Source organism: Streptomyces sp. NPDC090445 (assembly GCF_044769385.1).
Lineage (GTDB): Bacteria > Actinomycetota > Actinomycetes > Streptomycetales > Streptomycetaceae > Streptomyces.
Genome location: NZ_JBIVXV010000020.1, coordinates 108,908 through 130,997, shown reverse-complemented (window position 1 = coordinate 130,997; position 22,090 = coordinate 108,908). Strand labels below are relative to the sequence as shown.

The 22,090-nt window shown below is 74.1% G+C and carries 20 protein-coding genes; 8 read left to right on the top strand and 12 right to left on the bottom strand.

Going from position 1 to position 22,090, the window contains the following annotated elements; all coding sequences use genetic code 11:
* The first annotated feature begins 656 nt into the window (after window positions 1-656).
* Entirely contained in the window at window positions 657-1,655 is a 999-nt protein-coding gene (gene trpS / locus ACIQUT_RS29465; protein WP_403567180.1) for a tryptophan--tRNA ligase, read from the top strand.
* Window positions 1,656-1,757: 102 nt separating this feature from the next.
* Here the strand turns inward: trpS and proC are convergent, their stop codons facing one another.
* The 5 genes from proC to ACIQUT_RS29440 all read right to left on the bottom strand — a co-directional run bounded on the left by proC (window position 1,758) and on the right by ACIQUT_RS29440 (window position 5,263).
* A complete protein-coding gene (proC, locus tag ACIQUT_RS29460) occupies window positions 1,758-2,567 on the bottom strand; it encodes a pyrroline-5-carboxylate reductase (RefSeq protein WP_403567178.1) in 810 nt (269 codons plus the stop codon).
* A gap of 106 nt (window positions 2,568-2,673) precedes the next feature.
* Window positions 2,674-3,411 (bottom strand): ABC transporter permease, encoded by a 738-nt coding sequence (locus ACIQUT_RS29455; RefSeq protein WP_403567176.1) that lies wholly within the window; start codon window positions 3,409-3,411, stop codon window positions 2,674-2,676.
* Window positions 3,408-4,244: an ABC transporter ATP-binding protein gene (locus ACIQUT_RS29450; RefSeq protein ID WP_403567174.1), complete on the bottom strand. Its 837-nt coding sequence runs from the start codon at window positions 4,242-4,244 to the stop codon at window positions 3,408-3,410. Before ACIQUT_RS29450 ends, ACIQUT_RS29455 begins: the two co-directional genes overlap by 4 nt.
* Window positions 4,245-4,331: 87 nt before the next feature.
* Window positions 4,332-4,853, bottom strand: coding sequence for a hypothetical protein (locus tag ACIQUT_RS29445; protein ID WP_403567172.1), 522 nt, complete (start codon window positions 4,851-4,853; stop codon window positions 4,332-4,334).
* A 107-nt stretch (window positions 4,854-4,960) separates the two neighbouring features.
* The gene (locus ACIQUT_RS29440; RefSeq protein WP_403567169.1) at window positions 4,961-5,263 is read right to left on the bottom strand and encodes an SH3 domain-containing protein; all 303 of its coding nucleotides are present in this window, start codon (window positions 5,261-5,263) and stop codon (window positions 4,961-4,963) included.
* 107 nt (window positions 5,264-5,370) lie between these two features.
* On the opposite strand from ACIQUT_RS29440, the gene ACIQUT_RS29435 reads away from it, so the two are divergent.
* Window positions 5,371-7,689: a protein kinase gene (locus ACIQUT_RS29435; RefSeq protein WP_403567167.1), complete on the top strand. Its 2,319-nt coding sequence runs from the start codon at window positions 5,371-5,373 to the stop codon at window positions 7,687-7,689.
* Window positions 7,690-8,015: 326 nt separating this feature from the next.
* Here ACIQUT_RS29435 and ilvD read toward each other — a convergent pair whose 3' ends face one another.
* The 4 genes from ilvD to ACIQUT_RS29415 all read right to left on the bottom strand — a co-directional run bounded on the left by ilvD (window position 8,016) and on the right by ACIQUT_RS29415 (window position 12,638).
* The gene (gene ilvD / locus ACIQUT_RS29430) at window positions 8,016-9,866 is read right to left on the bottom strand and encodes a dihydroxy-acid dehydratase (protein WP_403567165.1); all 1,851 of its coding nucleotides are present in this window, start codon (window positions 9,864-9,866) and stop codon (window positions 8,016-8,018) included.
* A gap of 124 nt (window positions 9,867-9,990) precedes the next feature.
* Window positions 9,991-10,626, bottom strand: a complete 636-nt coding sequence (locus ACIQUT_RS29425; protein WP_403567163.1) for a TetR family transcriptional regulator — start codon at window positions 10,624-10,626, stop codon at window positions 9,991-9,993.
* Complete coding sequence (locus ACIQUT_RS29420) at window positions 10,623-11,450, bottom strand: sugar phosphate isomerase/epimerase family protein (protein ID WP_403567162.1); 828 nt, start codon at window positions 11,448-11,450, stop codon at window positions 10,623-10,625. The genes ACIQUT_RS29425 and ACIQUT_RS29420 overlap by 4 nt, the downstream gene beginning before the upstream one ends.
* Before the next feature lie 246 nt (window positions 11,451-11,696).
* Entirely contained in the window at window positions 11,697-12,638 is a 942-nt protein-coding gene (locus ACIQUT_RS29415; RefSeq protein WP_403567160.1) for a Ppx/GppA family phosphatase, read from the bottom strand.
* Window positions 12,639-12,701: 63 nt separating this feature from the next.
* Here ACIQUT_RS29415 and ACIQUT_RS29410 point away from each other — a divergent pair, with 63 nt between their 5' ends.
* Complete coding sequence (locus tag ACIQUT_RS29410) at window positions 12,702-13,547, top strand: hypothetical protein (protein ID WP_403567159.1); 846 nt, start codon at window positions 12,702-12,704, stop codon at window positions 13,545-13,547.
* Between the two features lie 70 nt (window positions 13,548-13,617).
* On the opposite strand, the gene ACIQUT_RS29405 is transcribed toward ACIQUT_RS29410, so the two are convergent.
* Window positions 13,618-13,815 carry an antitoxin gene (locus ACIQUT_RS29405; protein WP_403567157.1) on the bottom strand — a complete coding sequence of 66 codons (198 nt, stop codon included), beginning with the start codon at window positions 13,813-13,815 and terminating at the stop codon, window positions 13,618-13,620.
* 107 nt (window positions 13,816-13,922) lie between these two features.
* Window positions 13,923-15,695: a hypothetical protein gene (locus ACIQUT_RS29400; protein ID WP_403567155.1), complete on the bottom strand. Its 1,773-nt coding sequence runs from the start codon at window positions 15,693-15,695 to the stop codon at window positions 13,923-13,925.
* Window positions 15,696-15,916: 221 nt separating this feature from the next.
* Here ACIQUT_RS29400 and radA point away from each other — a divergent pair, with 221 nt between their 5' ends.
* Window positions 15,917-17,389, top strand: a complete 1,473-nt coding sequence (gene radA / locus ACIQUT_RS29395) for a DNA repair protein RadA (RefSeq protein ID WP_403567153.1) — start codon at window positions 15,917-15,919, stop codon at window positions 17,387-17,389.
* Window positions 17,390-17,537: 148 nt separating this feature from the next.
* Window positions 17,538-18,662 (top strand): DNA integrity scanning diadenylate cyclase DisA, encoded by a 1,125-nt coding sequence (gene disA, locus ACIQUT_RS29390; RefSeq protein WP_403567151.1) that lies wholly within the window; start codon window positions 17,538-17,540, stop codon window positions 18,660-18,662.
* Window positions 18,663-18,741: 79 nt separating this feature from the next.
* Here disA and ACIQUT_RS29385 read toward each other — a convergent pair whose 3' ends face one another.
* Window positions 18,742-19,542, bottom strand: a complete 801-nt coding sequence (locus tag ACIQUT_RS29385; protein ID WP_403567184.1) for a hypothetical protein — start codon at window positions 19,540-19,542, stop codon at window positions 18,742-18,744.
* 168 nt (window positions 19,543-19,710) lie between these two features.
* On the opposite strand from ACIQUT_RS29385, the gene ACIQUT_RS29380 reads away from it, so the two are divergent.
* From ACIQUT_RS29380 to ACIQUT_RS29370, 3 genes are all read left to right on the top strand, one after another.
* Window positions 19,711-20,325 carry a phosphatase PAP2 family protein gene (locus ACIQUT_RS29380; RefSeq protein ID WP_403567150.1) on the top strand — a complete coding sequence of 205 codons (615 nt, stop codon included), beginning with the start codon at window positions 19,711-19,713 and terminating at the stop codon, window positions 20,323-20,325.
* Window positions 20,326-20,348: 23 nt separating this feature from the next.
* Window positions 20,349-21,314 carry an A/G-specific adenine glycosylase gene (locus tag ACIQUT_RS29375; RefSeq protein WP_403567147.1) on the top strand — a complete coding sequence of 322 codons (966 nt, stop codon included), beginning with the start codon at window positions 20,349-20,351 and terminating at the stop codon, window positions 21,312-21,314.
* A gap of 170 nt (window positions 21,315-21,484) precedes the next feature.
* Window positions 21,485-22,057: a SigE family RNA polymerase sigma factor gene (locus ACIQUT_RS29370; protein ID WP_179177312.1), complete on the top strand. Its 573-nt coding sequence runs from the start codon at window positions 21,485-21,487 to the stop codon at window positions 22,055-22,057.
* The last annotated feature ends 33 nt before the right edge of the window (window positions 22,058-22,090 follow it).

Here is a 22,090-nt window from a genome sequence, read left to right as displayed (position 1 = left end):
GACGCTTCCTTTGTACTCACCCTCTCGGGCTTTCCTCCGGGCTTTCGTTCTTGCGTTTCCCACTCTATCAGAGTGTTTCGCGCTTCGCTTTCCGGCTCTTCGCTTTCGCGTTTCCCCTTCCGGCGATTCCGACTCTATCAGAACCTTTTCGGCCCGACTCCCAGTCAGCGGGATTTGCTGCGCGGGCCGTTGGCCCTTGCGGCGAGTGAGACATTAGCGGATTCCCTGCCCCCGAAGCCAATCGGCGGCTGCGTCCTGGAACGCGGATTCCCCATTCGCAAATACGCATGAAAACGAGACGGCAGAGTGCGCCGTTCGTTCGGGTGTGCAGTGCGGGATGGGCTGTCCGGGGACCGACCGAAGTCGGCGCTCACGTCGGACAACTCGAAGAACCTTACGGATCACGCACGGGCGTGTCAAATCCAGGACGCGCCCCGTCCGAGGGGCTAGCCTGGCTCCCATGACTACGCATGCGCTCACGCTCAGCCTTCGCTGGTGGGCCGCCTGACGGCGGCCGACCTTCCACGCGAGCACGCATGCGCTCACGGCCGCCGCCTCGGCGGCCGTTTTCGTTTCTCCCCTCCCGGGAGTGGCCCGGTCGCCGGACACAGCGGCCACCCACACCACACCGACAGGGACAGACAGGGAGACGGAACATGGCGCGGATCTTCAGCGGTATCAAGCCGAGCGGCCACCTGACGCTGGGCAACTACCTGGGAGCCGTACGGCAGTGGGTCGCCGCCGAGCAGAAGCCGGACGAGGCGCTGTTCTGCGTCGTGGACCTGCACGCGCTGACGGTCGAGCACGATCCGGCGCGGGTGCGGCGGCTCAGCCGGCAGGCGGCGACGCTGCTGCTGGCCGCCGGGCTGGCGCCGGAGAAGTGCACGCTGTTCGTCCAGAGCCATGTGGACGAACACGCGCGGCTGGCGTACCTGCTGGAGTGCACCGCGGCCGACGGGGAGCTGCGGCGGATGATCCAGTACAAGGAGAAGGCGGCGCAGGCGCAGGCCGCCGGGGCCGGTGTGCGGCTGTCACTCCTCACCTATCCCGTGCTGATGGCGGCGGACATCCTGGCGTACGCGGCCGACGAGGTGCCGGTCGGCGAGGACCAGCGGCAGCACGTGGAGCTGACCCGTGATCTGGCCGCGCGTTTCAACCAGCGGTACGGGCACACGTTCACGGTGCCGAAGGCGACGCATCCGGCGGTGGCCGCGCGGGTCATGGACCTGCAGGACCCGCGGTCGAAGATGGGGAAGTCCATGGGCGGCGGGCCGGGTGTGGTCTACCTGCTCGACGAGCCGGACGTGGTGCGCCGGAAGGTGATGCGGGCCGTGACCGACAGCGGGGACGGCGGGGTGGTCTACGACCGGGAGGCGCAGCCCGGGGTGGCGAACCTGCTCGACGTGCTGGCCGCCTGCACCGGCGGGGATCCGGCGGTGCTCGCCGACGGGTACGGCGGGTACGGGGCGCTCAAGCGGGATGTCGCCGAGGCGGTGGTGGAGGTGTTGCGGCCGGTGCAGCAGCGGCACGCCGGGCTGGCGGCCGATCCGGGGCTGGTGGACGGGGTGCTGCGGGAGGGGGCCGGGCGGGCCCGGGCGATCGCGCGGCCGATGGTGGACCGGGCGTACGAGGCGATCGGACTGCTGGCCCCGTAGGGTCCGCCGGCCGCCGGGCCCGCCGCGGAGGCGGGCCCGGGTGCGGGCGGCCGGTTCAGCCCGAGCCGGGTCAGCCCGAGCCGGGTCAGCCCGAGCCGGAGGTCAGCTGGTGCCGGAGGCGAGTTCGCGGCTGCGGTCGCGGGCGGCTTCGAGGGCGGCGATGAGGGCGGCGCGGACGCCGTGGCGTTCGAGTTCGACGATGGCGTTGATGGTGGTGCCGGCCGGGGAGGTGACGGCCTCGCGGAGCTTGACCGGGTGTTCGCCGCTGTCGCGGAGCATCACGGCGGCGCCGATGGCGGCCTGGACGATGAGGTCGTGGGCCTGGGCGCGGGGCAGGCCGAGGAGGATGCCGGCGTCGGTCATGGCTTCGACGAGGAAGTAGAAGTAGGCGGGCCCGGAGCCGGAGAGGGCGGTGGCGGCGTCCTGCTGGGACTCGGGGACGCGGAGGGTCTTGCCGACGCCGCCGAAGATCTCCTCGGCGTGGGCGAGGTGCTCGGCGGTGGCGTGGCTGCCGGCCGAGATGACGGACATGGCCTCGTCGACGAGGGCCGGGGTGTTCGTCATGACGCGGACGACCGGGGTGCCGGGGGCGAGCCGTTCCTCGAAGAAGGAGGTGGGGATGCCGGCGGCGCCGCTGATGACGAGGCGGTCGGCGGGAACGTGCGGGGCGAGCTCTTCGAGGAGCTTGCCCATGTCCTGCGGCTTGACGGTGAGGATGAGGGTGTCGGCGCGCTTGGCGGCCTCGGCGTTGCTGACGGCCTCGACGCCGTAGCGGGCGTGCAGCTCCTCGGCGCGCTCGGGGCGGCGGGCGGTGACGAGGAGCTTCGAGGCGGGCCGGCCGCCGCGGATCATTCCGCTGAGCAGGGCCTCGCCGATCTTTCCGGTACCGAGGACTGCGACTGTCTGGGTCATGCGGTGTCACCTCGCCGAACTGGGTGCGCGTACGTGTGCTGCGTAGTCCTCCTCATCCTTGCACCCGGGCGCGGGGGGTGGGGGCGGGTGTCCGCAGAACGGGCGGTCAGGGGGTGCGGCGGCGGAGGGTGGCCGCGCCGAGGGCGAGGACGAGCAGGGCGCAGGCGGCGACGACGAGGACGTCGCGGACGAAGTCGGCGGTCATGTCGGTGTGGGTGACGACCTGGGTCATGCCGTCGACGGCGTACGACATGGGCAGGACGTCGGAGATACCTTCGAGGACCGGGTGCATCGTGCTGCGGGCGGCGAACAGGCCGCACAGCAGCAGCTGCGGGAAGATCACGGCCGGCATGAACTGGACGGCCTGGAACTCGGAGGCCGCGAAGGCCGAGACGAACAGGCCGAGGGCGGTGCCGAGCAGGGCGTCGAGGAGGGCGACGAGCAGCAGCAGCCAGGGGGAGCCGACGACGTCGAGGCCGAGGAGCCAGAGGGCGAGGCCGGTGGCGAGGAGGGACTGGACGACGGCAACGGCGCCGAAGGCGAGGGCGTAGCCGGCGATCAGGTCGCCCTTGCCGAGCGGCATCGCGAGGAGGCGTTCGAGGGTGCCGGAGGTGCGTTCGCGCAGGGTGGCGATGGAGGTCACCAGGAACATGGTGATCAGCGGGAAGATCCCGAGGAGGGACGCGCCGATGCCGTCGAAGGTGCGGGGGCTGCCGTCGAAGACGAAGCGGAGCAGGGTCAGCATCAGGACGGGGACCAGCAGCATCAGGGCGATGGAGCGCGGGTCGTGGCGCAGCTGGCGCAGGACGCGGGCGGCGGTGGCGGTGGTGCGGGCGGCGTTCATCGGGGCTGCTCCTGGGCGGCGAGGCCGTGGGCGGGGTCCTGGGCGGCGGGGGCGTTGGCTTCGTCGACGAGGCGGAGGAAGCCCTCCTCGACGGTGGTGGAGTGCGTACGGGCCCGCAGTGCGTCGGGGGTGTCCTGGGCGAGGAGGCGGCCTTCGCGCATGAGGAGGAGGTCGTGGCAGCGTTCGGCCTCGTCCATGACGTGGGAGGAGACGAGGATCGTCGTGCCGCGGGTGGCGGTGAGGTCGTGGAAGAGGTTCCACAGGTCGCGGCGCAGGACGGGGTCGAGTCCGACGGTCGGTTCGTCGAGGACGAGGAGTTCGGGGGCGCCGAGCAGGGCGACGGCGAGGGAGACGCGGCTGCGCTGGCCGCCGGAGAGGCTGCCGGCGAGGGCGTCGGCGTGGCCGGTGAGGTCGACGTCGGCGACGGCCCGGGTGACGGCGGCGCGGCGGCGTTCGGCGGCCGCGCGGCCGGGGTCCAGGACGGCGGCGAAGTAGTCGAGGTTCTGCCGGACGGTGAGGTCGTCGTAGACGGACGGGGCCTGGGTGACGTAGCCGATGCGGGAGCGGAGCTCGGGGTGGCCGGCGGGGCGGCCGAGGACGTCGAGGGTGCCGGTGACGTGGGCCTGGGTGCCGGCGACGGCGCGCATGAGCGTGGACTTTCCGCAGCCGGAGGGGCCGAGGAGGCCGGTGATGCGGCCGCGGGGGACGTCGAAGGAGAGGGAGTCGAGGACAGTCCGGAGGGCGCGGGCGGTGCCGCGGCGGACGGTCAGGCCGTCGGCGTGGACGGCGGGGGCCGGGGCCGGGGCGGCCCCCTGCTCCGAGTTATTCATCATGCGATGAATAATGGGCCCGGCGGTGCCGGCCGTCAACAGGCCGGACACCGCGGCGGAAGGGGGCTGCGGGGGGGGCTCGCGGGCGGGCTACTTCTTGCGCTTGGGGCGGCGCGCGGCCGGGTTGCCCGTACGGGAGCGGCGGCGGCGCTCGTACTCGACGACGGCGCGCTCGTACTCGGTGCGGCGGAGCTTCTCGCCGGGAGCCTCCTGGAAGCAGCGCAGGAAGTACGCGATGAGGGAGCCGATGAAACCGATCATCTTCAGGCCCTTGAGCGAGGCCTCGTCCGAGGACGGGGCCGGGCGGCGGCCGAAGGACTCCCAGGTCTTGAGGAACGCGATCGCGCTGGCGATCGCGAACAGGACGACGACGGCGATGCTGAGGACCGGGCCGACGTTCCCGATCTCCAGGCCCTCGTACGCGAAGCGCAGCAGGTAGGCGGCGGCGAAGGCCGCGACGAGCGAGCCCACGCCGGCGGCGACGCGGCGCACGGCGTAGCCGCCGTCGCGCTCGACCCACGTGGTGCCGAAGAACGGGATCGGCTCCGGCTGCGGCCCGGCGGGCGGGGCCGGGGGCGTCTCGGCGGGGGTCTGCTGCTGTTCGTCGCTCACACCGGCGATTATCCACCGCCGGCGGCGGACGGCCCGGTGCGTCTCACGTGTCAGACGCGGTCAGACGCCGTCAGACGGACCGGGCCGCGGCACCCCCTGTGTCCGTGTCAGCCGCAGGGAGAGGCGACGTAGCCGTCGCTGCCCGTCCTGACGTACGCGTCGGACACGAACTCGCCGTTGCCGACGCAGTCCCAGATGCGGGTGGTGCCGTACGGGCCGCTGACCGTCTCGCCCTCCGTCTGGCAGCGGATCGTCACGGACGCGCCGTACGGGAGGACCCTGACGATGGAGTAGCCGGTGCCGGGACCGGTGCGGACGTTCACCCTGTGGCCCGGCGCCACCGGGAAGGTCTGGAATCCGGACCCCGCGGCGAGGGCCTCGATGTGGCTGGATTCGTTCTCTGCGGACATGTGAAAACTCCCCCCTTTTGGCACTGCTGTGAACAACTCGCGCAGGGTAGCAGGCCCTTGGAGATTCACACGGGATATCGACTAGGCTCCGGCGGGGGTGGTGAGCAGTGCAGTCACTGCGCGCGGACGTGGGCTTTCCGGAATACGCCGGCCAGTACCGGCTCGAATCCGTGCTCGGATCCGGCGGCATGGGCATCGTCCGCCTGGCCACGTCCGGCTCCGGGCTGAAACTCGCCGTCAAGATCGTGCACCCCCAGCACGCGGTCGACCCCGAGTTCCGCGCCCGGTTCCGCCAGGAGGTCGCCGCCGCCCGGCGGGTCAGCGGCGCCTTCACCGCGCCCGTCGTCGACGCCGACCCCGACGCCGAGCGGCCCTGGATGGCCACCCTCTTCATCGACGCCCCCACCCTCGCCGAACGCGTACGGGAAAGGGTCCTGGACCCCGCCGAACTGACCCGGCTCGCAGCCGGACTCGCGGAGGCCCTGCGCGACATCCACCGGGCCGGGGTGGTCCACCGCGACCTGAAGCCGAGCAACGTGCTGATGGCCCCCGACGGGGTCCGCGTCATCGACTTCGGCATCTCCCGGCCCGCCGACAGCGACCTGCGCACCGAGACCGGGAAGCTGATCGGAACCCCGCCCTTCATGGCGCCCGAGCAGTTCCAGCGGCCCCGGGAGGTCGGCAGCGCCGCCGACGTGTTCGCGCTCGGCGCCGTCCTCGTGCACGCGGCCACCGGGCGGGGCCCCTTCGACTCCGACAGCCACTACCTCGTCGCGTACCAGGTGGTGCACGGCGAACCCGACCTCACCGGGCTGCCGCCGCAGCTCGCGCCGGTCATCGCCCGCTGCCTGTCGAAGGACCCCGCCGAGCGGCCCACCGCCGACGCCCTGATCTCGGCGATGCGCGCCCTCGCCTACCCGACCGGCGAAGACACCCAGACCTTCGTCCCGCAGCCGCGGCGCCCCGCCTCCCCCACCGTGGCGGACGCGGCGCGGCGCCGCGCCGAGGAGCCGACGCACCAGCGGGCCCGGACCCCCGCCGAAGCCGCTGCGGCCGCCGCGATCGCCGCAGCCGCCGGGACCGCCCCGGGGCCGGCAGGCCGCGGCCGGCGGCGGGCGCGGGTGATGGCCGCCGCCGCGGCCGGGCTGCTCCTGGCCGGCGGGGCAGTGGGCGGCGGCTGGTACCTCCGCGGCGACGACGACGGCCCGCGGCAGCCGGCGGGCGGTGACACGCAGTCGGCCGCGGGCGCGCAGAAGGCGTTCACACCCTGGTCGCGGGTACTGGGCAGGCCCGGATCCGGAACCGGGACCGGGACCGCCGGGCCGGCCGGGACCGCGCCCACCGCCTGCTCCTGGGCGGACGGAAGCCTGTACTGCTCGGGACACGGGCTGGCCGCGGCCCGGCTGGACCCCGCCGACGGCTCCGTCGTGTGGTCCGTCCAGGCCTCCCCCGGCACCGTCGAGACCGCCGCCCCGCTGCACGACGGCGGACTCGTCCTCACCACTTCGTCCGGCGGCCACGCCCTGCGGGCACTGGACCCGGCGACCGGGGCGGAGCGGTGGAAGCGGGTGCTGCTGCCCGGGTCGCGGGTCGTGCCCGCCGGACCGCGGGTGATGATCGCACTGCCCGACGGCAAGGCGATCTCCGTGGACGCGGCCACCGGGGTCGCCCAGTGGACCAAGCAGTTCGGCGGGGTCGGCTCGGTGTGGTGTGCGTGTGCCGGCGGGGACGCGCAGCCGGGTACCGCCCAGCCGGGTGCGGCGCAGCCGGGTGCGGCGCAGCCGGGTGCGGCGCAGCCGGGTGCGGCCCCCGCCCTGTACGTGGCCACGCCCGCGGCCGACGGGAAATCCACCCAGGTCTCGGAAGTCGACCCCGTCACGGGTGCGGTGCGCGCGCTGGCCCGGACCACGGGCACGGCGGAGCCGGTCGGCGTCGCCGGTGGCGGGCTGTTCCTGCTGGAGAACGACGCCGGGGCGATGGCCCGCTCGGTACTGCGGGTGGACCTCGGCTCCCGGGCCGTGCGGTCCGTACCGCTGTCGGCCCCGCTGCTCCAGGCCCAGGCGGCCGTGGGCCCCGACGGCACGGCGTACGTGTTCGGAGTGTCGGGCGCATTGGCGGCGGTGGGCGCACAGCGCGAGGAATGGCGGCTGCAGACCGGGGTCACGGCCGCCTCCCGGCCGGTGCTCGGCGGTGACCGGCGGGTCTACCTGACCGCGGTCGACGGGCGGCTGCTCGCCGTGGACGGCACGGCCGGGCGGCTGGCCGGGCAGACACGGCCCCGGATGGGAGCGGCGGCGGCCGGGCAGGGCGGCGGTGCCTTCACGGCTACGCTGCCTGCGCCGGTTGCTGCCGGGGGGCGGGTGTTTGCGACCGCGCCCGACGGGGCCGTGTTCGCCGTTGCCGCCGGTGATCCCGCCGCGTGGTAGCTCCGCCGGTCCGGCGGCCGCCGGGGGCCGCCGCGGAGCCTGCGCCTCAAACGCCGGCGGGGCTGGATGGGCCGGGCCCCGGCCCCGGCCCCGGGGGTGGGCACTCCGGGCCCGGCGGAGCCGGGAGTTCCTGGGGCTCCGCCCCAGGCCCCGCGCCTCAAACGCCGGCGAGGCTGATGGGGCGGCCCCCGCAACTCAAGCGTCGGCGGGGCTGATGGGGCGGGCCTCCGTCTCGAAGCGTCGGCGGGCTGAGGTTGCCGGACACCGTGCCTCAAGCGCGGGTGGGATGGGTTGCCCCCGCCCGGGGTGGTCGGGCGGGGACGGGGTCAGGCGAGCTTGGTTACGTCGCGGACTGCGCCCTTGTCGGCGCTCGTGGCCATGGCTGCGTAGGCGCGGAGGGCCGCGGAGACCTTGCGTTCGCGGTTCTTCGGGGCGTAGACGCCGCCGAGGGCCTCCCGGCGGGCGGCCAGGGTCGCGTCGTCGACGAGGAGGTCGATCGAGCGGTTCGGGATGTCGATGCGGATCCGGTCGCCGTCCTCGACGAGGGCGATGGTGCCGCCCGAGGCCGCCTCCGGGGAGGCGTGGCCGATGGACAGGCCGGAGGTGCCGCCGGAGAACCGGCCGTCGGTGATGAGGGCACAGGCCTTGCCGAGGCCGCGGCCCTTCAGGAAGGAGGTCGGGTAGAGCATCTCCTGCATGCCGGGGCCGCCGCGGGGGCCCTCGTAGCGGATGACGACGACGTCGCCCTCCTTGACCTGCTTGGAGAGGATCTTGTCGACGGCCTCGTCCTGGGACTCGCAGACGACTGCCGGGCCCTCGAAGGTCCAGATGGACTCGTCGACGCCGGCGGTCTTCACGACGCAGCCGTCGACCGCGATGTTGCCCTTGAGGACGGCCAGGCCGCCGTCCTTGGAGTACGCGTGCTCGACGGAGCGGATGCAGCCGTTCTCGGCGTCGAGGTCGAGGGACTCCCACCGCTCGGACTGGGAGAAGGCGGTCGCGGAGCGCTTGCAGCCGGGGGCGGCGTGCCACAGTTCCACGGCCTCGGCGGAGGTGGTGCCGGAGCGGGCGTCCCACGTGCCCAGCCAGTCGTCGAGGTTGGCCGAGTGGACGGTGGTGACGTCCTTGTTCAGGAGGCCGCCGCGGTGCAGTTCGCCGAGGATGGCGGGGATGCCGCCGGCGCGGTGCACGTCCTCCATGTAGTACGTGCCGCCGGGGGCGACGTTCGGGGCGACCTTCGCGAGGCAGGGGACGCGGCGCGAGACGGCGTCGATGTCCTTGAGGTCGTAGTCCAGGCCGGCTTCCTGGGCGGCGGCCAGCAGGTGCAGGATCGTGTTGGTCGAGCCGCCCATGGCGATGTCGAGGGCCATGGCGTTCTCGAAGGCCTCGCGGGTGGCGATGCTGCGGGGGAGGACCGTGGGGTCGTCGTGCTCGTAGTGGCGCTTGGTGATCTCGACGATGGTGCGGCCGGCCTCTTCGTACAGGGCGCGGCGGGCGGTGTGCGTGGCGAGGACGGAGCCGTTGCCGGGGAGGGCCAGGCCGATGGCCTCGGCGAGGCAGTTCATCGAGTTGGCGGTGAACATGCCGGAACAGGAGCCGCAGGTCGGGCAGGCGTTCTCCTCGATGCGCAGGACGTCCTCGTCGGAGACGTTCTCGTTGACCGCGTCGACGATCGCGTTGATCAGGTCGAGCTTGCGGACGGTGCCGTCGACGAGGGTGGCCTGGCCGGCCTCCATCGGGCCGCCGGAGACGAAGACGGCCGGGATGTTGAGGCGCATGGCGGCCATCAGCATGCCCGGGGTGATCTTGTCGCAGTTGGAGATGCAGATCAGGGCGTCGGCGCAGTGCGCCTCGACCATGTACTCGACGGAGTCCGCGATCAGGTCGCGGGAGGGCAGCGAGTACAGCATGCCGCCGTGGCCCATGGCGATGCCGTCGTCGACGGCGATGGTGTTGAACTCGCGGGGGACGGCGCCGGCGGCGCGGATGGCGTCGGAGACGATCCGGCCGACGGGGGCGAGGTGGGTGTGGCCGGGGACGAACTCGGTGAAGGAGTTGGCGACCGCGATGATCGGCTTGCCGATGTCCTCGCTCGCTACGCCCGACGCGCGCATGAGCGCACGAGCGCCTGCCATGTTGCGGCCGTGGGTGACGGTGCGGGACCTCAGCTCGGGCATCGGGTACTCCCCATGATTGCGGCGGCGCTCCCGCGCCCGCCGCGACTGTGGATATGGCTCGGTTACGAGGCTACGCCCCCGGCCCGGGATACGGACAGGTCGTCCGGATGCCGGGACGGGAGGGTCAGCCCTCGGTCAGGTACCGCTGGAGGGTGGGGGCCACCAGCTCGATGATGTGGTCCGGGTCCGCGGAGGCCAGCGGCTCGACCTGGACGACGTAGCGCAGGACCGCGATGCCGACCAGGTGGGAGGCGGCGAGCTCGGCCCGGAAGGTGGGGTCGGGGACGTTCAGCTCGTCGGCGACCCGCTCCAGCAGGCGGCGCAGGACCAGGTCGCGCAGCACCCGGGCCGCGGCCTCGTGGGTGAGGGCGGAGCGGATCACCGCGAGGAGCGGGGCGCGGCCGACCGGGTTCTCCCAGATGCCGAGGAAGGAGCGGACCAGGCGCTCGCCGATGCCGTCGGGCCCGGCGCCGAGGATCTGCGGGACCAGGAGGGCGGGCTCCAGGCTCAGCTCGATGGTGTCGGCGAAGAGCTCGTCCTTGCTGCCGAAGTAGTGGTGGATCAGGGAGGCGTCCACGCCGGCGGTCTTGGCGATGCCGCGCAGGGAGGTCTTGTCGTAGCCGCGCGCGGCGAATTCGGAGCGGGCGGCGAGGCGGATCCGCTCCATGGTGCCGGGGCCGCTGTCGGCCTCGTCCTGGCGGGGGCGGCCGGGGCCGCGGCGGGGGCGGGGGGCGGCGGTGTCGCCGGTGCGGGGGGTCATCGGGCGGTCACGTCCCGGCCGGTGCTCGCCGCCAGGTGGAGGCGGGTGAAGGCCAGGGCCTCGGCGAGGTCGGCCTCGCGCTCCGCGGAGGACATGGCCCGGCGGGTGTTGACCTCGATGACGACGTGGCCGTCGAAGGAGTTCGCCGCGAGGCGTTCCAGCAGCTCGGCGCAGGGCTGGGAGCCGCGGCCGGGGACGAGGTGCTCGTCCTTGGCGGAGCCGTTGCCGTCGGCCAGATGGACGTGCGCGAGGCGGTCGCCCATGCGGTCGACCATGTCCATGGCATCCGTGCGGGCGGTGGCGGTGTGGGACAGGTCGACGGTGAAGTGGCGGTAGTCGTCCTTGGTGACGTCCCACTCGGGGGCGTACGCGAGCATCTCGCGGTCGCGGTAGCGCCAGGGGTACATGTTCTCCACGGCGAAGCGGACGTCGGTCTCGTCGGCCATCCGTGCGATGCCGGTGACGAAGTCCCGCGCGTACTGGCGCTGCCAGCGAAAGGGCGGGTGCACGACGACGGTGCTCGCGCCGAGGCGTTCGGCGGCGGACCGGGCCCGCTGGAGCTTGGTCCACGGGTCGGTGGACCAGACGCGCTGCGTGATCAGGAGGCAGGGGGCGTGGACGGCCAGGACGGGGATGCCGTGGGTGTCGGACAGGCGGCGCAGGGCGTCGATGTCCTGGCTGACCGGGTCCGTCCAGACCATGACCTCGACGCCGTCGTAGCCGAGGCGTGCGGCGATCTCGAAGGCGGTCGCCGTCGACTCCGGGTACACGGAGGCGGTGGAGAGGGCGACTTTCGCGGTCGGAATGCGGACGGGTTCTGCCACGGGGACAGGGTACCGAGGGCCCGGCCGGCCGGAAGGACTCCCCTCCGGACCCATCCGTCCGTCCGTCCGTCCGTCCGTCCGTCCGTCCGTCCGTCCGTCCGTACCGCGCGGCCGCGGCCCGTCGGCCCGCCGGCCCGTCGGCCCGCCGGCCCGCCGGCCCGTCCTGGCTGACGGCCCGTCCTGGCTGACGGCCCGGACTGGCTGACGGCCCGGACTGGCTGACGGCGGGGCCGCGGGCGGCGGGCGTCAGGCGGTGGGCGTCGTGGGGAGGTGGTCCAGGCGGCGGAGGATGACGCCCTCGCGCAGGGCCCAGGGGCAGATCTCCAGGCTGTCGACCCCGAAGAGGTCCATCGCGCCCTCGGCCACCAGGGCTCCGGCCAGCAGCTGGGCGGCGCGGCCCTCCGAGACACCGGGGAGGGCGGACCGCTGGGCCACCGTCATCTCCGCCAGCTTCGGCACCCACTCCTCCAGGGCCTTGCGGGTCAGGTCCCGCTGGACGTAGAGGCCCTCGGTCGAGCGGGCCGCACCGGCGATACGGGCCAGCTGCTTGAACGTCTTGGAGGTGGCGACGACGTGGTCCGGCACCCCGAAGCGGCTGAAATCGCGGACCGTGCGGGCGATCTGGGCCCGTACGTGGCGGCGCAGCGCGCGGATGTCGGCCGGGTCCGGCGGGTCGCCCGGCAGCCAGGTGGAGGTGAGGCGGCCGGCGCCGAGCGGCAGGGAGACGGCCGCGTCCGGGTCCTCGTCGATGCCGTACGCGATCTCCAGCGAGCCGCCGCCGATGTCGAGGACGAGGAGCTTGCCCGCCGACCAGCCGAACCAGCGGCGGACGGCGAGGAAGGTCAGCCGGGCCTCGTCGTCGCCGCTGAGGATGGGCAGCTCGACACCGGTCTCGGCCTTGACCCGGGCGAGGACCTCGTCGGCGTTGGTGGCCTCCCGTACGGCGCTGGTCGCGAACGGCAGCACGTCCTCGCAGCCCTTGTCCTCGGCGGCCTGGACGGCGTCGGCGATCACCGCCACGAGGTGCTCGATGCCCTGGGCGGTGACACAGCCGTCCTCGTCGAGCAGCTGGGCCAGCCGCAGTTCCACCTTGTGCGAATGCGCGGGCTGCGGGCGCGCGCCGGGGTGCGCGTCCACCACCAGCAGATGCACCGTGTTCGAACCCACGTCAAGGACACCGAGTCTCATACGAGGAAACGCTACTGTGCGGCGGGAGGATGGGCGGCGTTAGGGGCGCTTAGGCTTGGGTTTGTGCCACAGATGAAGAAGGCCGACAAGTCCAAGACCAAGACGAAGATCAAGCCGAAGGCCAAGGCCGAGGCCGCCGGAACGGCTGCGTCCGGTGCGCCCGCGGGCGACGAGAAGGGCCTCGACTTCCCCCGGGCCTGGGTGGAGTTCCCCGACCCGGCCGACGCCGAGCAGCTCTTCCGCTGCGACCTGACCTGGCTCACGTCCCGCTGGACGTGCATCTTCGGCAGCGGCTGCCAGGGCATCCAGGCGGGCCGCGCCAGCGACGGCTGCTGCACGCTCGGCGCGCACTTCTCCGACGAGGACGACGAGAAGCGGGTCGCCGGGCACGTGGCGCGGCTGTCCCCGGAGCTGTGGCAGTTCCACGACGTGGGCACCGAGTCGGGCTGGGTCCAGAAGGACGAGGACGGGGAGCGGCAGACCCGCCGGTGGGAGGGTGCGTGCATCTTCCTGAACCGGCCCGGCTTCCCGGCCGGCGCCGGCTGCTCGCTGCACATCCTCGCGCTGCGCGAGGGGCGCGAACCGCTGGAGACCAAGCCCGACGTGTGCTGGCAGCTGCCGATCCGGCGGACGTACGAGTGGATCGACCGGCCCGACGACACGCGCGTGCTGCAGGTCACGATCGGCGAGTACGACCGGCGCGGCTGGGGCCCGGGCGGCCACGACCTGCACTGGTGGTGCACCTCGGCGACGTCGGCGCACGGCGCGGGCGAGCCGGTGTACGTGTCGTACCGGGCCGAGCTGACGGAGCTGATGGGCAAGGAGGGGTACGCGGAGCTCGTGAAGCACTGCGAGGCGCGGCTGGCCTCCCTGCTGCCGATGGCCCCGCACCCCGCCGACCCGGTGTAGGGCGGGGCCGGCGGGCGCCGGCGGGTGGTGTGCCCGGGCGTCCGGTGCGCCCGGGGCGGGGCCGGTGCGTTCAGGCCCGGGGCGATTCGCCCTGCCCGCTCTCGGGGTCGCGGAGCTGCTCCTTGAGCTTTTCCTGGGCCGTGTCGACCTGGCTCGCGTACTTGCTGCCGGTCTTCTGGTCGACGAAATCGCCGGCCTTGTCGATGCCCTGCGCGGCCTGGCTCTCGTGGCCCTTCAGCATCTGCTTGAGCTTGTCGATCACGCTCATTCCGGCCTCCTCGGCCTCGGGGTCGTGACCTCTCCAGGGTCTCCGGCGTGATCCTTTCGCGCATCTCGGCGGTGGTGCGCCCCGGTGTGCGGCGACGGGGCGCGCTGTCACGGGGAGGGGGCGGCGGGGGTGCCCGGGGGCGGAGGAACCGTTCCGCCGGGGTCCGGGCCGGGGGCGGACTCGGACGCGCTCGGGGTCGGGGTGGGCGTGGGAGTCGGCGTGGGTGTGGGCTTCGGGGGGTCCGTCGGGTCGGGCGCGGGCGGCGTGGGGGTCGGCGTCGGCGCGGGAGTCGCGGGCGGTGTGGGGGCGGGGCGGCCGTGGCCCCGGATCGCGACCACGGCCCCGCCGGGGTCCACGGCGACCCGGGCCGCCCAGGGGCCCGCGGGCTCGGTGCCGGGGTCGACGGTGATGTGCAGGGTGACCGATTCTCCGGGGGCCAGGGTGCCCGCGGTCCGGCTCGCCCGCAGCCAGGGCGCGTCGGACCGGAGCTGCCAGTCCACCGGGGCTCCGCCGGACGCGGTGAGGGTGAGCACGGTGGTCCCGCCGTGCGGGGCGGCTGCGACGGTGAGCCGGCCGGGGGCGCCGGGTCCGTCGGGGGCGGCGGGCGGCCCGGTGCCGATCACCTGGACGGAGACGTCCCAGCCGGGGCCGGGGGTGCCGGCGGGGAAGCCGGCGGTGCGGGCGGTGAGGCCGGCGGTGAGGCCGGCGCCGGCGTTCTCGTACGCGCGCATCGGGACGCCGCCCTGGTGGGGCGGGATGTCGGAGTCGCTCGCCGAGATCCCGGATTCGGCGCCCGCGGGCTCGCCGGTGTCGGGTGCGCCGCGGTACGCCGCCCACAGCGCCAGGACCGGAGCCGCGACGACGGTGGCGACGACGGTGGTGGTCACCACGCGGGCGCGCATCCGGTCGCGGCGGGCGGCCCGGTCCCGCGGGTCCATGGGGAAGCCGGTGCGGTTGAAGCGGGGGACGGCGGGGCGGCGGCCGCGGCCGGTGCGCTGCATGGCCGCGTGGACGGCGGCCCGGGGCGCCGGGACGAGGGGGAGGGCGGCGTCGATGCCGCAGGAGCCGGGCCAGGGGGCGGCGGCGCCGGCGCGTTCGGCGGCGCGGCGGCAGCGCGGGCAGTCGTCGACGTGGCGGACGAGCTCGGCGCGCAGGGTGGTGGACAGCAGGAGCTGTCCCCCGCCGGTGAGCCGGGACACCGACGGGCAGCCGCCGGTCTCTACGGCGGCGAGGGCGGCGCGGGTGCGTTCGACCTCGCAGGCGGCGCCGGCGAGGAGCTCGCGGGCTTTGGCCGGGGGCGTGCCGAGGACGGCGGCGAGTTCGGGGAGGCCGAGGCGGTGGCGGACGGCGAGTTCGAGGGCCTCGCGCTGCTCGGGTGTGGTGCCGGCGGCCTCGGGCCAGGCGAGGCGGGCGAGCTCGGTGCGCCGGTACGCGTACACGTCAAGGGAGCCGGGGGAGCTGTGGGAGTCGCGGGAGCCCGGGGAGCCCGGGGAGCGGTGCACCTCCGGCGCATGCTCGGTACCGGCGTGCTCCGGCGTGCGCCGGGCGGAGTGCGCCCCCAGGCGGCCGCGCCGCTGCTCGGTCATCCGGCGTACGCAGGCCCAGCGGGCGAGGGCGTACAGCCAGGCCCGGCGCTCGCCCTCGTCGGGGCAGCGGCCGGGGTGCCGCTCGGCGACGGCGAGGACCTCGGCGAGCGCGTCGGTGGCGGTGTCGTGGTCGCACAGCACCGACAGGCAGTAGGTGAACAGGCCGTCCAGGTACGGCTCGTGCCGGAACGGCGGCGGCTGCTCTGCGGCGGCGGCCCCCTCACGGGGTGTGCGCCCGTGCGCCCGTTGTGCGCCGGTGCGCGGGGCGGGGCTCTCCTGGTTGCTGCGGTCCACCCTGGCGAAGGTAGGCGGCCGCCCGGCGGGGCCCGTGAAGCCTTGAGCTGTTTTAGCCCTTACGGGTGAAGAGATCGAGCAGGTGCTGACCGCGGCCCTGACGCCGGGCGCGAACGCCGGGCGCGGACGCCGTGGTGCCGGGCGCGCGCGGGGCTGCCGGCGGGGCCGTCGGCGGGGGCTGTCGGCAGGGGCTGTCGGCGGGGGCGGATACGGTGGGCCGCATGGCTGCCCGTACATCCCGATCGTCCGCCAAGGACCGGCCCTCCTACCGCTGCACCGAGTGCGGCTGGACCACCGCGAAGTGGCTCGGCCGCTGCCCCGAATGCCAGGCCTGGGGCACCGTCGAGGAGATGGGTGCGCCCGCCGTGCGGACCACCTCCGCCGGCCGCGTCACCTCGGCCGCGCTCCCGATCGCGCAGGTCGACGGCCGGACGGCGACCGCCCGCAGCACGGGCGTGGCCGAGCTGGACCGGGTCCTCGGCGGCGGGCTGGTGCCCGGGGCGGTGGTCCTGCTGGCCGGCGAGCCGGGCGTCGGCAAGTCCACGCTGCTGCTGGACGTCGCGGCCAAGGCGGCGAGCGAGACCCACCGCACGCTGTACGTCACCGGCGAGGAGTCGGCGAGCCAGGTGCGGCTGCGGGCCGACCGGATCGGGGCCCTCAGCGACCACCTGTACCTGGCCGCCGAGACCGACCTGTCGGCGGTGCTGGGCCACCTCGACGCCGTGCAGCCCTCGCTGCTGATCATGGACTCCGTACAGACCGTGGCCTCCCCCGAGATCGACGGCGCACCGGGCGGCATGGCCCAGGTGCGCGAGGTCGCCGGGGCGCTGATCCGCGCGTCCAAGGAGCGCGGGATGGCGACGCTGCTGGTCGGGCACGTCACCAAGGACGGTGCGATCGCCGGCCCGCGGCTGCTGGAGCACCTGGTGGACGTGGTCCTCGGCTTCGAGGGCGACCGGCACGCCCGGCTGCGCCTCGTCCGCGGCGTGAAGAACCGGTACGGGGCCACCGACGAGGTGGGCTGCTTCGAGCTGCACGACGAGGGGATCACCGGGCTCGCCGACCCGAGCGGGCTGTTCCTGACCCGGCGTGCGGAGGCGGTCCCGGGCACCTGCCTGACCGTGACCCTGGAGGGCAAGCGGCCGCTGGTCGCCGAGGTGCAGGCGCTCACCGTGGACTCGCAGATCCCCTCGCCGCGGCGGACCACGTCGGGCCTGGAGACCTCCCGGGTGTCGATGATGCTGGCGGTGCTGGAGCAGCGCGGCCGGATCACCGCGCTCGGCAAGCGCGACATCTACAGCGCGACCGTGGGCGGGGTGAAGCTCACCGAGCCGGCCGCCGACCTGGCCGTCGCGCTGGCGCTGGCCTCCGCCGCGAGCGACGTCCCGCTGCCGAAGAACCTGGTGGCGATCGGGGAGGTCGGCCTGGCCGGCGAGGTGCGGCGGGTGACCGGGGTGCAGCGGCGCCTGGCCGAGGCGCACCGGCTCGGTTTCACGCACGCCCTGGTGCCGGTCGACCCGGGGAAGGTGCCGCCCGGGATGAAGGTGACGGAGGTCGCCGACATCGGTGATGCGCTGCGGGTCCTGCCCCGTCGGCGGTCCCGTGAGACGACCCGCGAAACGACCCGTGAGGCGCCACGCGAAACGACCCGTGAGACGGCCCGCGGGACGGCCCGCGAGGCGGCCCCCCAGTAGCCTCCCGGCGGCCCGCGGCCGGGCCGGTACGGGGTCCCGTGCGGGCGCACCTTGCCAAGCCACGGCGGGCGCCGAGCGCACGCCGGTAGACTTTGTGCTGGTCCGCCCGGCCCAGGCAGGCGGCGCAACCCGCGACCGGAGGAGTGCAGTGGCAGCCAAGGACGGGGCAGCAGCATCCGGGAAGTCGGGCGCGAGCTCCAGGCAGGAATCCATGATGCGTGCCTCGCTGAGCGCGGTCGCACCTGGTCAGCCCCTGCGCGACGGCCTGGAGCGGATCGTCCGCGGCAACACCGGCGGGCTCATCGTCCTCGGGATGGACAAGACCGTCGAGGCGATGTGCACCGGCGGTTTCGTGCTGGACGTGGAGTTCACCGCGACCCGGCTGCGGGAGCTGTGCAAGCTGGACGGCGCGCTCATCCTCGACAAGGACCTGACGAAGATCCTGCGGGCCGGCGTGCAGCTGGTTCCGGACGCGTCGATCCCGACGGAGGAGACCGGCACCCGGCACCGGACGGCGGACCGCGTCTCGAAGCAGTGCGGCTTCCCCGTCGTGTCCGTATCCCAGTCGATGCGGCTGATCGCGCTGTACGTGAACGGGGAGCGCCGCGTCCTGGAGGAGTCGGGCGCGATCCTGTCCCGGGCGAACCAGGCGCTGGCCACGCTGGAGCGGTACAAGCTGCGCCTCGACGAGGTCGCCGGGACGCTGTCGGCGCTGGAGATCGAGGACCTGGTCACGGTGCGCGACGTGACGGCGGTGGCGCAGCGGCTGGAAATGGTTCGCCGGATCGCGACGGAAATCGCGGAATACGTGGTCGAGCTGGGCACGGACGGGCGGCTGCTGTCGCTGCAGCTGGACGAGCTGACGGTCGGGATCGAGCAGGAGCGGGAGCTCGTGATCCGCGACTACGTGCCGGAGCCGACGGCCAAGCGGTCGCGGACGGTGGAGGAGGCGCTGCCGGCGCTGGACGCCCTGACCCACCCGGAGCTGCTGGAGCTGGGCAACGTGGCGAGGGCGCTGGGGTACACGGGCTCGCCGGAGACCCTGGACTCGGCGGTGTCGCCGCGGGGCTACCGGCTGCTGGCGAAGGTGCCGCGGCTGCCCGGGGCGATCATCGAGCGGCTGGTGGAGCACTTCGGCGGGCTGCAGAAGCTGCTGGCGGCCAGTGTCGACGACCTGCAGACGGTCGACGGGGTGGGCGAGGCCCGCGCCCGGAGCGTCCGCGAGGGCCTGTCCCGGCTGGCGGAGTCCTCGATCCTGGAGCGGTACGTCTGAGGCCCGCCCCGGCCGGTGTCGCCCCGGCCGGTGTCGCGCGGGCCGGTGTCACCCCGGCCGGAGCCGCTCCGGCCGGGGGCTACTCCGGCTTGAGGACGAACGAGGTGCGGGCCACGGGCAGGCCCGGGAACTTGGCCTCCACCACGTAGGTGTCGGGGGCGGCGCTGCCCGCCGGGGGCGTCTGGCACTGGTCGGCGGCGCTGAACCTGCGGTCCCACTCGACGACCTGCTTGGTCTCGCCCTGCGCCGGTACGCGGTAGAAGGCACTGCCGGGGCCGGTGGGGCAGTCACCCGAGGACCAGACGGCCTTGCTGGTGCTCGCCTGGAGGATGGTCAGCACGGCCTGCTTCGGGCCGAGGTCGGCCTTGCAGGTCGATCCGGTGATGTTGCGGGCGATCAGTTCGAGGCGGGGCTTCTCGCCCGCCTCGTAATCGTTCTTGACGCTCTTGACGTCCCACTGCAGGGAGCTCGACGAGCAGGTGGGCAGTGGGGAGTCGGCCGGGACGGCCGCCGCGCCGCCCGCGCCGCCGCCGTTCGCCCCCGCGCCGGCGCTGCCGGCGCCGGCCGCGGCCGAACCGGAGCCCGCACCGCCGCCCGAACCGGAACCGGCGCCCGGGTCACCGTTCTTGCCCGTGCCGCCGCCCGACTCGGTGCGCCCGCCCGGCGCCTGACCGATCGCCGGACCGGTCCCGGACGGACCCGGGGTGATCGAGGAGACGGGGTCGGGTCCCTTCTGACCCTTGCCGTTCGTACTCGACGTGCCCCCTGAGGAACTGACGGCCCATACGGCGAGGAGCGCGAGGAGCGCGACGACGGACGCCAGCACAGCCCTCCGTCGCCAGTAGATGGAGGAGGGGAGCGGCCCGACCGGATTGCGCATAGATCCCACGGACGGAACTTTACGAGAGTCCGGGGCCCGATCCGCGCCCCACATGCCGCGTATCCGGCAGGTTTTGCCGATGATCAGCCTGCTGCGGGGATCCGACCGAAACGAATCGGCCAGGGGCCGTGCAAGGGCGTCTCCGCCGGTTGAGTACGGTCGGTGACCATGGACACTTCCGACCTCTACCGCGACATCACCGACTCCGCCCACTCAGCGCCCGGTTGGGTGCAGTCGGCTTTCGAGGTGTGGACCGAATACGGACTGCTGTTGTTCGGCGTCCTGTTCATAACCGTGTGGTGGCGTGCGCGCGGGCAGCGCAACCCGCAGGCGATGGCGCTCGCCGTCCTCGCCCCGCTCGCCACCGCCGTGGCCTACGTGGCCTCCGAGAGCGTGAAGCTGGTCGTGACGGAGGAACGCCCCTGCCGGGCGGTGGCCGGTGCCGTCGCCTCGCTCGTGGAATGCCCGGCCCCGGGCGACTGGTCCTTCCCGAGCAACCACTCCGCGATCGCGGGTGCGGCCGCCGTGGCGCTGGCCCTCGCGCTGCGCCGGCTGGTGCTGCTGACGGTGCCGATGGCCCTGCTGATGGCGTACTCGCGGGTGTTCGTCGGCGTGCACTACCCGCACGACGTGGCCGTGGGCGCGGTCGCCGGCGGCATCGTCGCCGCGCTCTTCGTCCTCGCGCTGACCGGTCCGATCAGTAGGATCACCGCCGCCGTGCGGACGAGCGGCAACCCGGCGGCGCTCTGGTTCACCGGTCCGGGCTCCGCGCGACGGCGGTGAAACGTGCCAGGATGCCGTATGTCATGACTGCATCCCGGACAACCTCCTCCCCCGCCGAGACCGCGGCCGCCGTGCCCCCGGACGCCGAAGCCGCGGAGGCGGTCCACGCACTGCACTCCCCGGTCATCGCCTGGTTCGACGAGCACGCCCGCGACCTGCCCTGGCGCCGCCCCGAGGCCGGCGCCTGGGGGGTCATGGTCAGCGAGTTCATGCTCCAGCAGACCCCCGTCAGCCGGGTCCTGCCCGTGTACGAGCAGTGGCTGGCCCGCTGGCCCCGGCCCGCCGACCTGGCCGCCGAGGCCCCCGGCGAGGCCGTACGGGCCTGGGGGCGGCTCGGCTACCCGCGCCGGGCCCTGCGGCTGCACGGCGCGGCCGTGGCGATAACGGAGCGGCACGGCGGGGACGTGCCCCGCGAGCACGCGCAGCTGCTGGCGCTGCCCGGCATCGGCGAGTACACCGCGGCCGCGGTGGCCTCCTTCGCGTACGGGCAGCGGCACGCGGTGCTCGACACCAACGTGCGCCGGGTCTTCGCCCGCACCACGACCGGCGTCGAGTACCCGCCGAACGCCACCACCGCCGCCGAGCGGCGCCTGGCCCGGGCCCTGCTGCCCGGGGACGAGGCCACGGCGGCCCGCTGGGCGGCGGCGTCCATGGAGCTCGGGGCGCTGGTGTGCACGGCCAAGAGCCCGGACTGCGCCCGCTGCCCGGTGGCCGGGCTGTGCGCGTGGCGGCTCGCCGGGAAGCCGGCGCACGACGGGCCGCCGCGGCGCGGGCAGACGTACGCGGGGACGGACCGGCAGGTCCGCGGCAAGCTGCTGGCCGTGCTGCGGGAGGCGGTCGGGCCGGTTCCGCAGAGCGTGCTCGACACCGTGTGGAACGAGCCCGTGCAGCGGGCCCGCGCCCTGGACGGGCTGGTCTCGGACGGGCTGGTCGAGCCGCTCGCCGGGGGCATGTACCGGCTGCCGCAGACCCGCCCGCAAACTGACTGATCCATTCCGTTTGTTGCGGGGAAACCCCAGCTCACGGCCGTTGTTACACAACCTATGGGTGTCCGTGCGCCCACCGCAGGCTGGCCCGCACAGGCTCGTGACAACGCCTCCGTACCGTCGTCTCCGTTGGGCAGCGGATGAGCCGTTGGTCGGAACGGAGGCGGTCAGAGATGGCGCACGGCGAGGTACTCGGCTTCGAGGAGTACGTCCGCACTCGGCAGGACGCGCTGCTGCGCAGCGCCCGGCGCCTCGTTCCGGACCCCACCGACGCCCAGGACCTCCTGCAGACCGCCCTGGTGCGCACCTACGGCCGCTGGGACGGCATCGCCGACAAGGCCCTGGCCGACGCCTACCTGCGCCGCGTCATGATCAACACCCGTACGGAGTGGTGGCGCGCCCGCAAGCTCGAAGAGGTCCCCACCGAGCAGCTCCCGGACGCCTCCGTCGAGGACGGCACCGAGCAGCGCGCCGACCGGGCCCTGCTGATGGACATCCTCAAGGTGCTCGCCCCCAAGCAGCGCAGCGTGGTCGTCCTGCGGCACTGGGAGCAGATGAGCACGGAGGAGACGGCTGCCGCACTCGGCATGTCTACCGGTACCGTGAAGAGCACCCTGCACCGCGCACTGGCCCGCCTCCGGCAGGAACTGGAGAGCCGGGACCTGGACATGCGCGCGCTGGAGCGCGGTGACCACCGCGGGGACCACACCATCCGGTACGAGAGGCGTGAGCGGTGCGCGGCCTGAACGGCCAAAGCTTGAGCGGTAGAAGTCCGCTGG

Bases quoted from the DNA above. Each gene is read 5' to 3' on its own strand.
- ACIQUT_RS29450 (WP_403567174.1), bottom strand. From the start codon at position 4,244: ATGATGAATAACTCGGAGCAGGGGGCCGCCCCGGCCCCGGCCCCCGCC.
- ACIQUT_RS29370 (WP_179177312.1), top strand. From the start codon at position 21,485: ATGGCGCACGGCGAGGTACTCGGCTTCGAGGAGTACGTCCGCACTCGG.
- ACIQUT_RS29425 (WP_403567163.1), bottom strand. From the start codon at position 10,626: ATGACCCCCCGCACCGGCGACACCGCCGCCCCCCGCCCCCGCCGCGGC.
- proC (WP_403567178.1), bottom strand. From the start codon at position 2,567: ATGACCCAGACAGTCGCAGTCCTCGGTACCGGAAAGATCGGCGAGGCC.
- radA (WP_403567153.1), top strand. From the start codon at position 15,917: ATGGCTGCCCGTACATCCCGATCGTCCGCCAAGGACCGGCCCTCCTAC.
- ACIQUT_RS29415 (WP_403567160.1), bottom strand. From the start codon at position 12,638: ATGAGACTCGGTGTCCTTGACGTGGGTTCGAACACGGTGCATCTGCTG.
- ACIQUT_RS29385 (WP_403567184.1), bottom strand. From the start codon at position 19,542: ATGCGCAATCCGGTCGGGCCGCTCCCCTCCTCCATCTACTGGCGACGG.
- ACIQUT_RS29440 (WP_403567169.1), bottom strand. From the start codon at position 5,263: ATGTCCGCAGAGAACGAATCCAGCCACATCGAGGCCCTCGCCGCGGGG.
- ACIQUT_RS29455 (WP_403567176.1), bottom strand. From the start codon at position 3,411: ATGAACGCCGCCCGCACCACCGCCACCGCCGCCCGCGTCCTGCGCCAG.
- ACIQUT_RS29380 (WP_403567150.1), top strand. From the start codon at position 19,711: ATGGACACTTCCGACCTCTACCGCGACATCACCGACTCCGCCCACTCA.
- ACIQUT_RS29375 (WP_403567147.1), top strand. From the start codon at position 20,349: ATGACTGCATCCCGGACAACCTCCTCCCCCGCCGAGACCGCGGCCGCC.
- ilvD (WP_403567165.1), bottom strand. From the start codon at position 9,866: ATGCCCGAGCTGAGGTCCCGCACCGTCACCCACGGCCGCAACATGGCA.
- ACIQUT_RS29405 (WP_403567157.1), bottom strand. From the start codon at position 13,815: ATGAGCGTGATCGACAAGCTCAAGCAGATGCTGAAGGGCCACGAGAGC.
- trpS (WP_403567180.1), top strand. From the start codon at position 657: ATGGCGCGGATCTTCAGCGGTATCAAGCCGAGCGGCCACCTGACGCTG.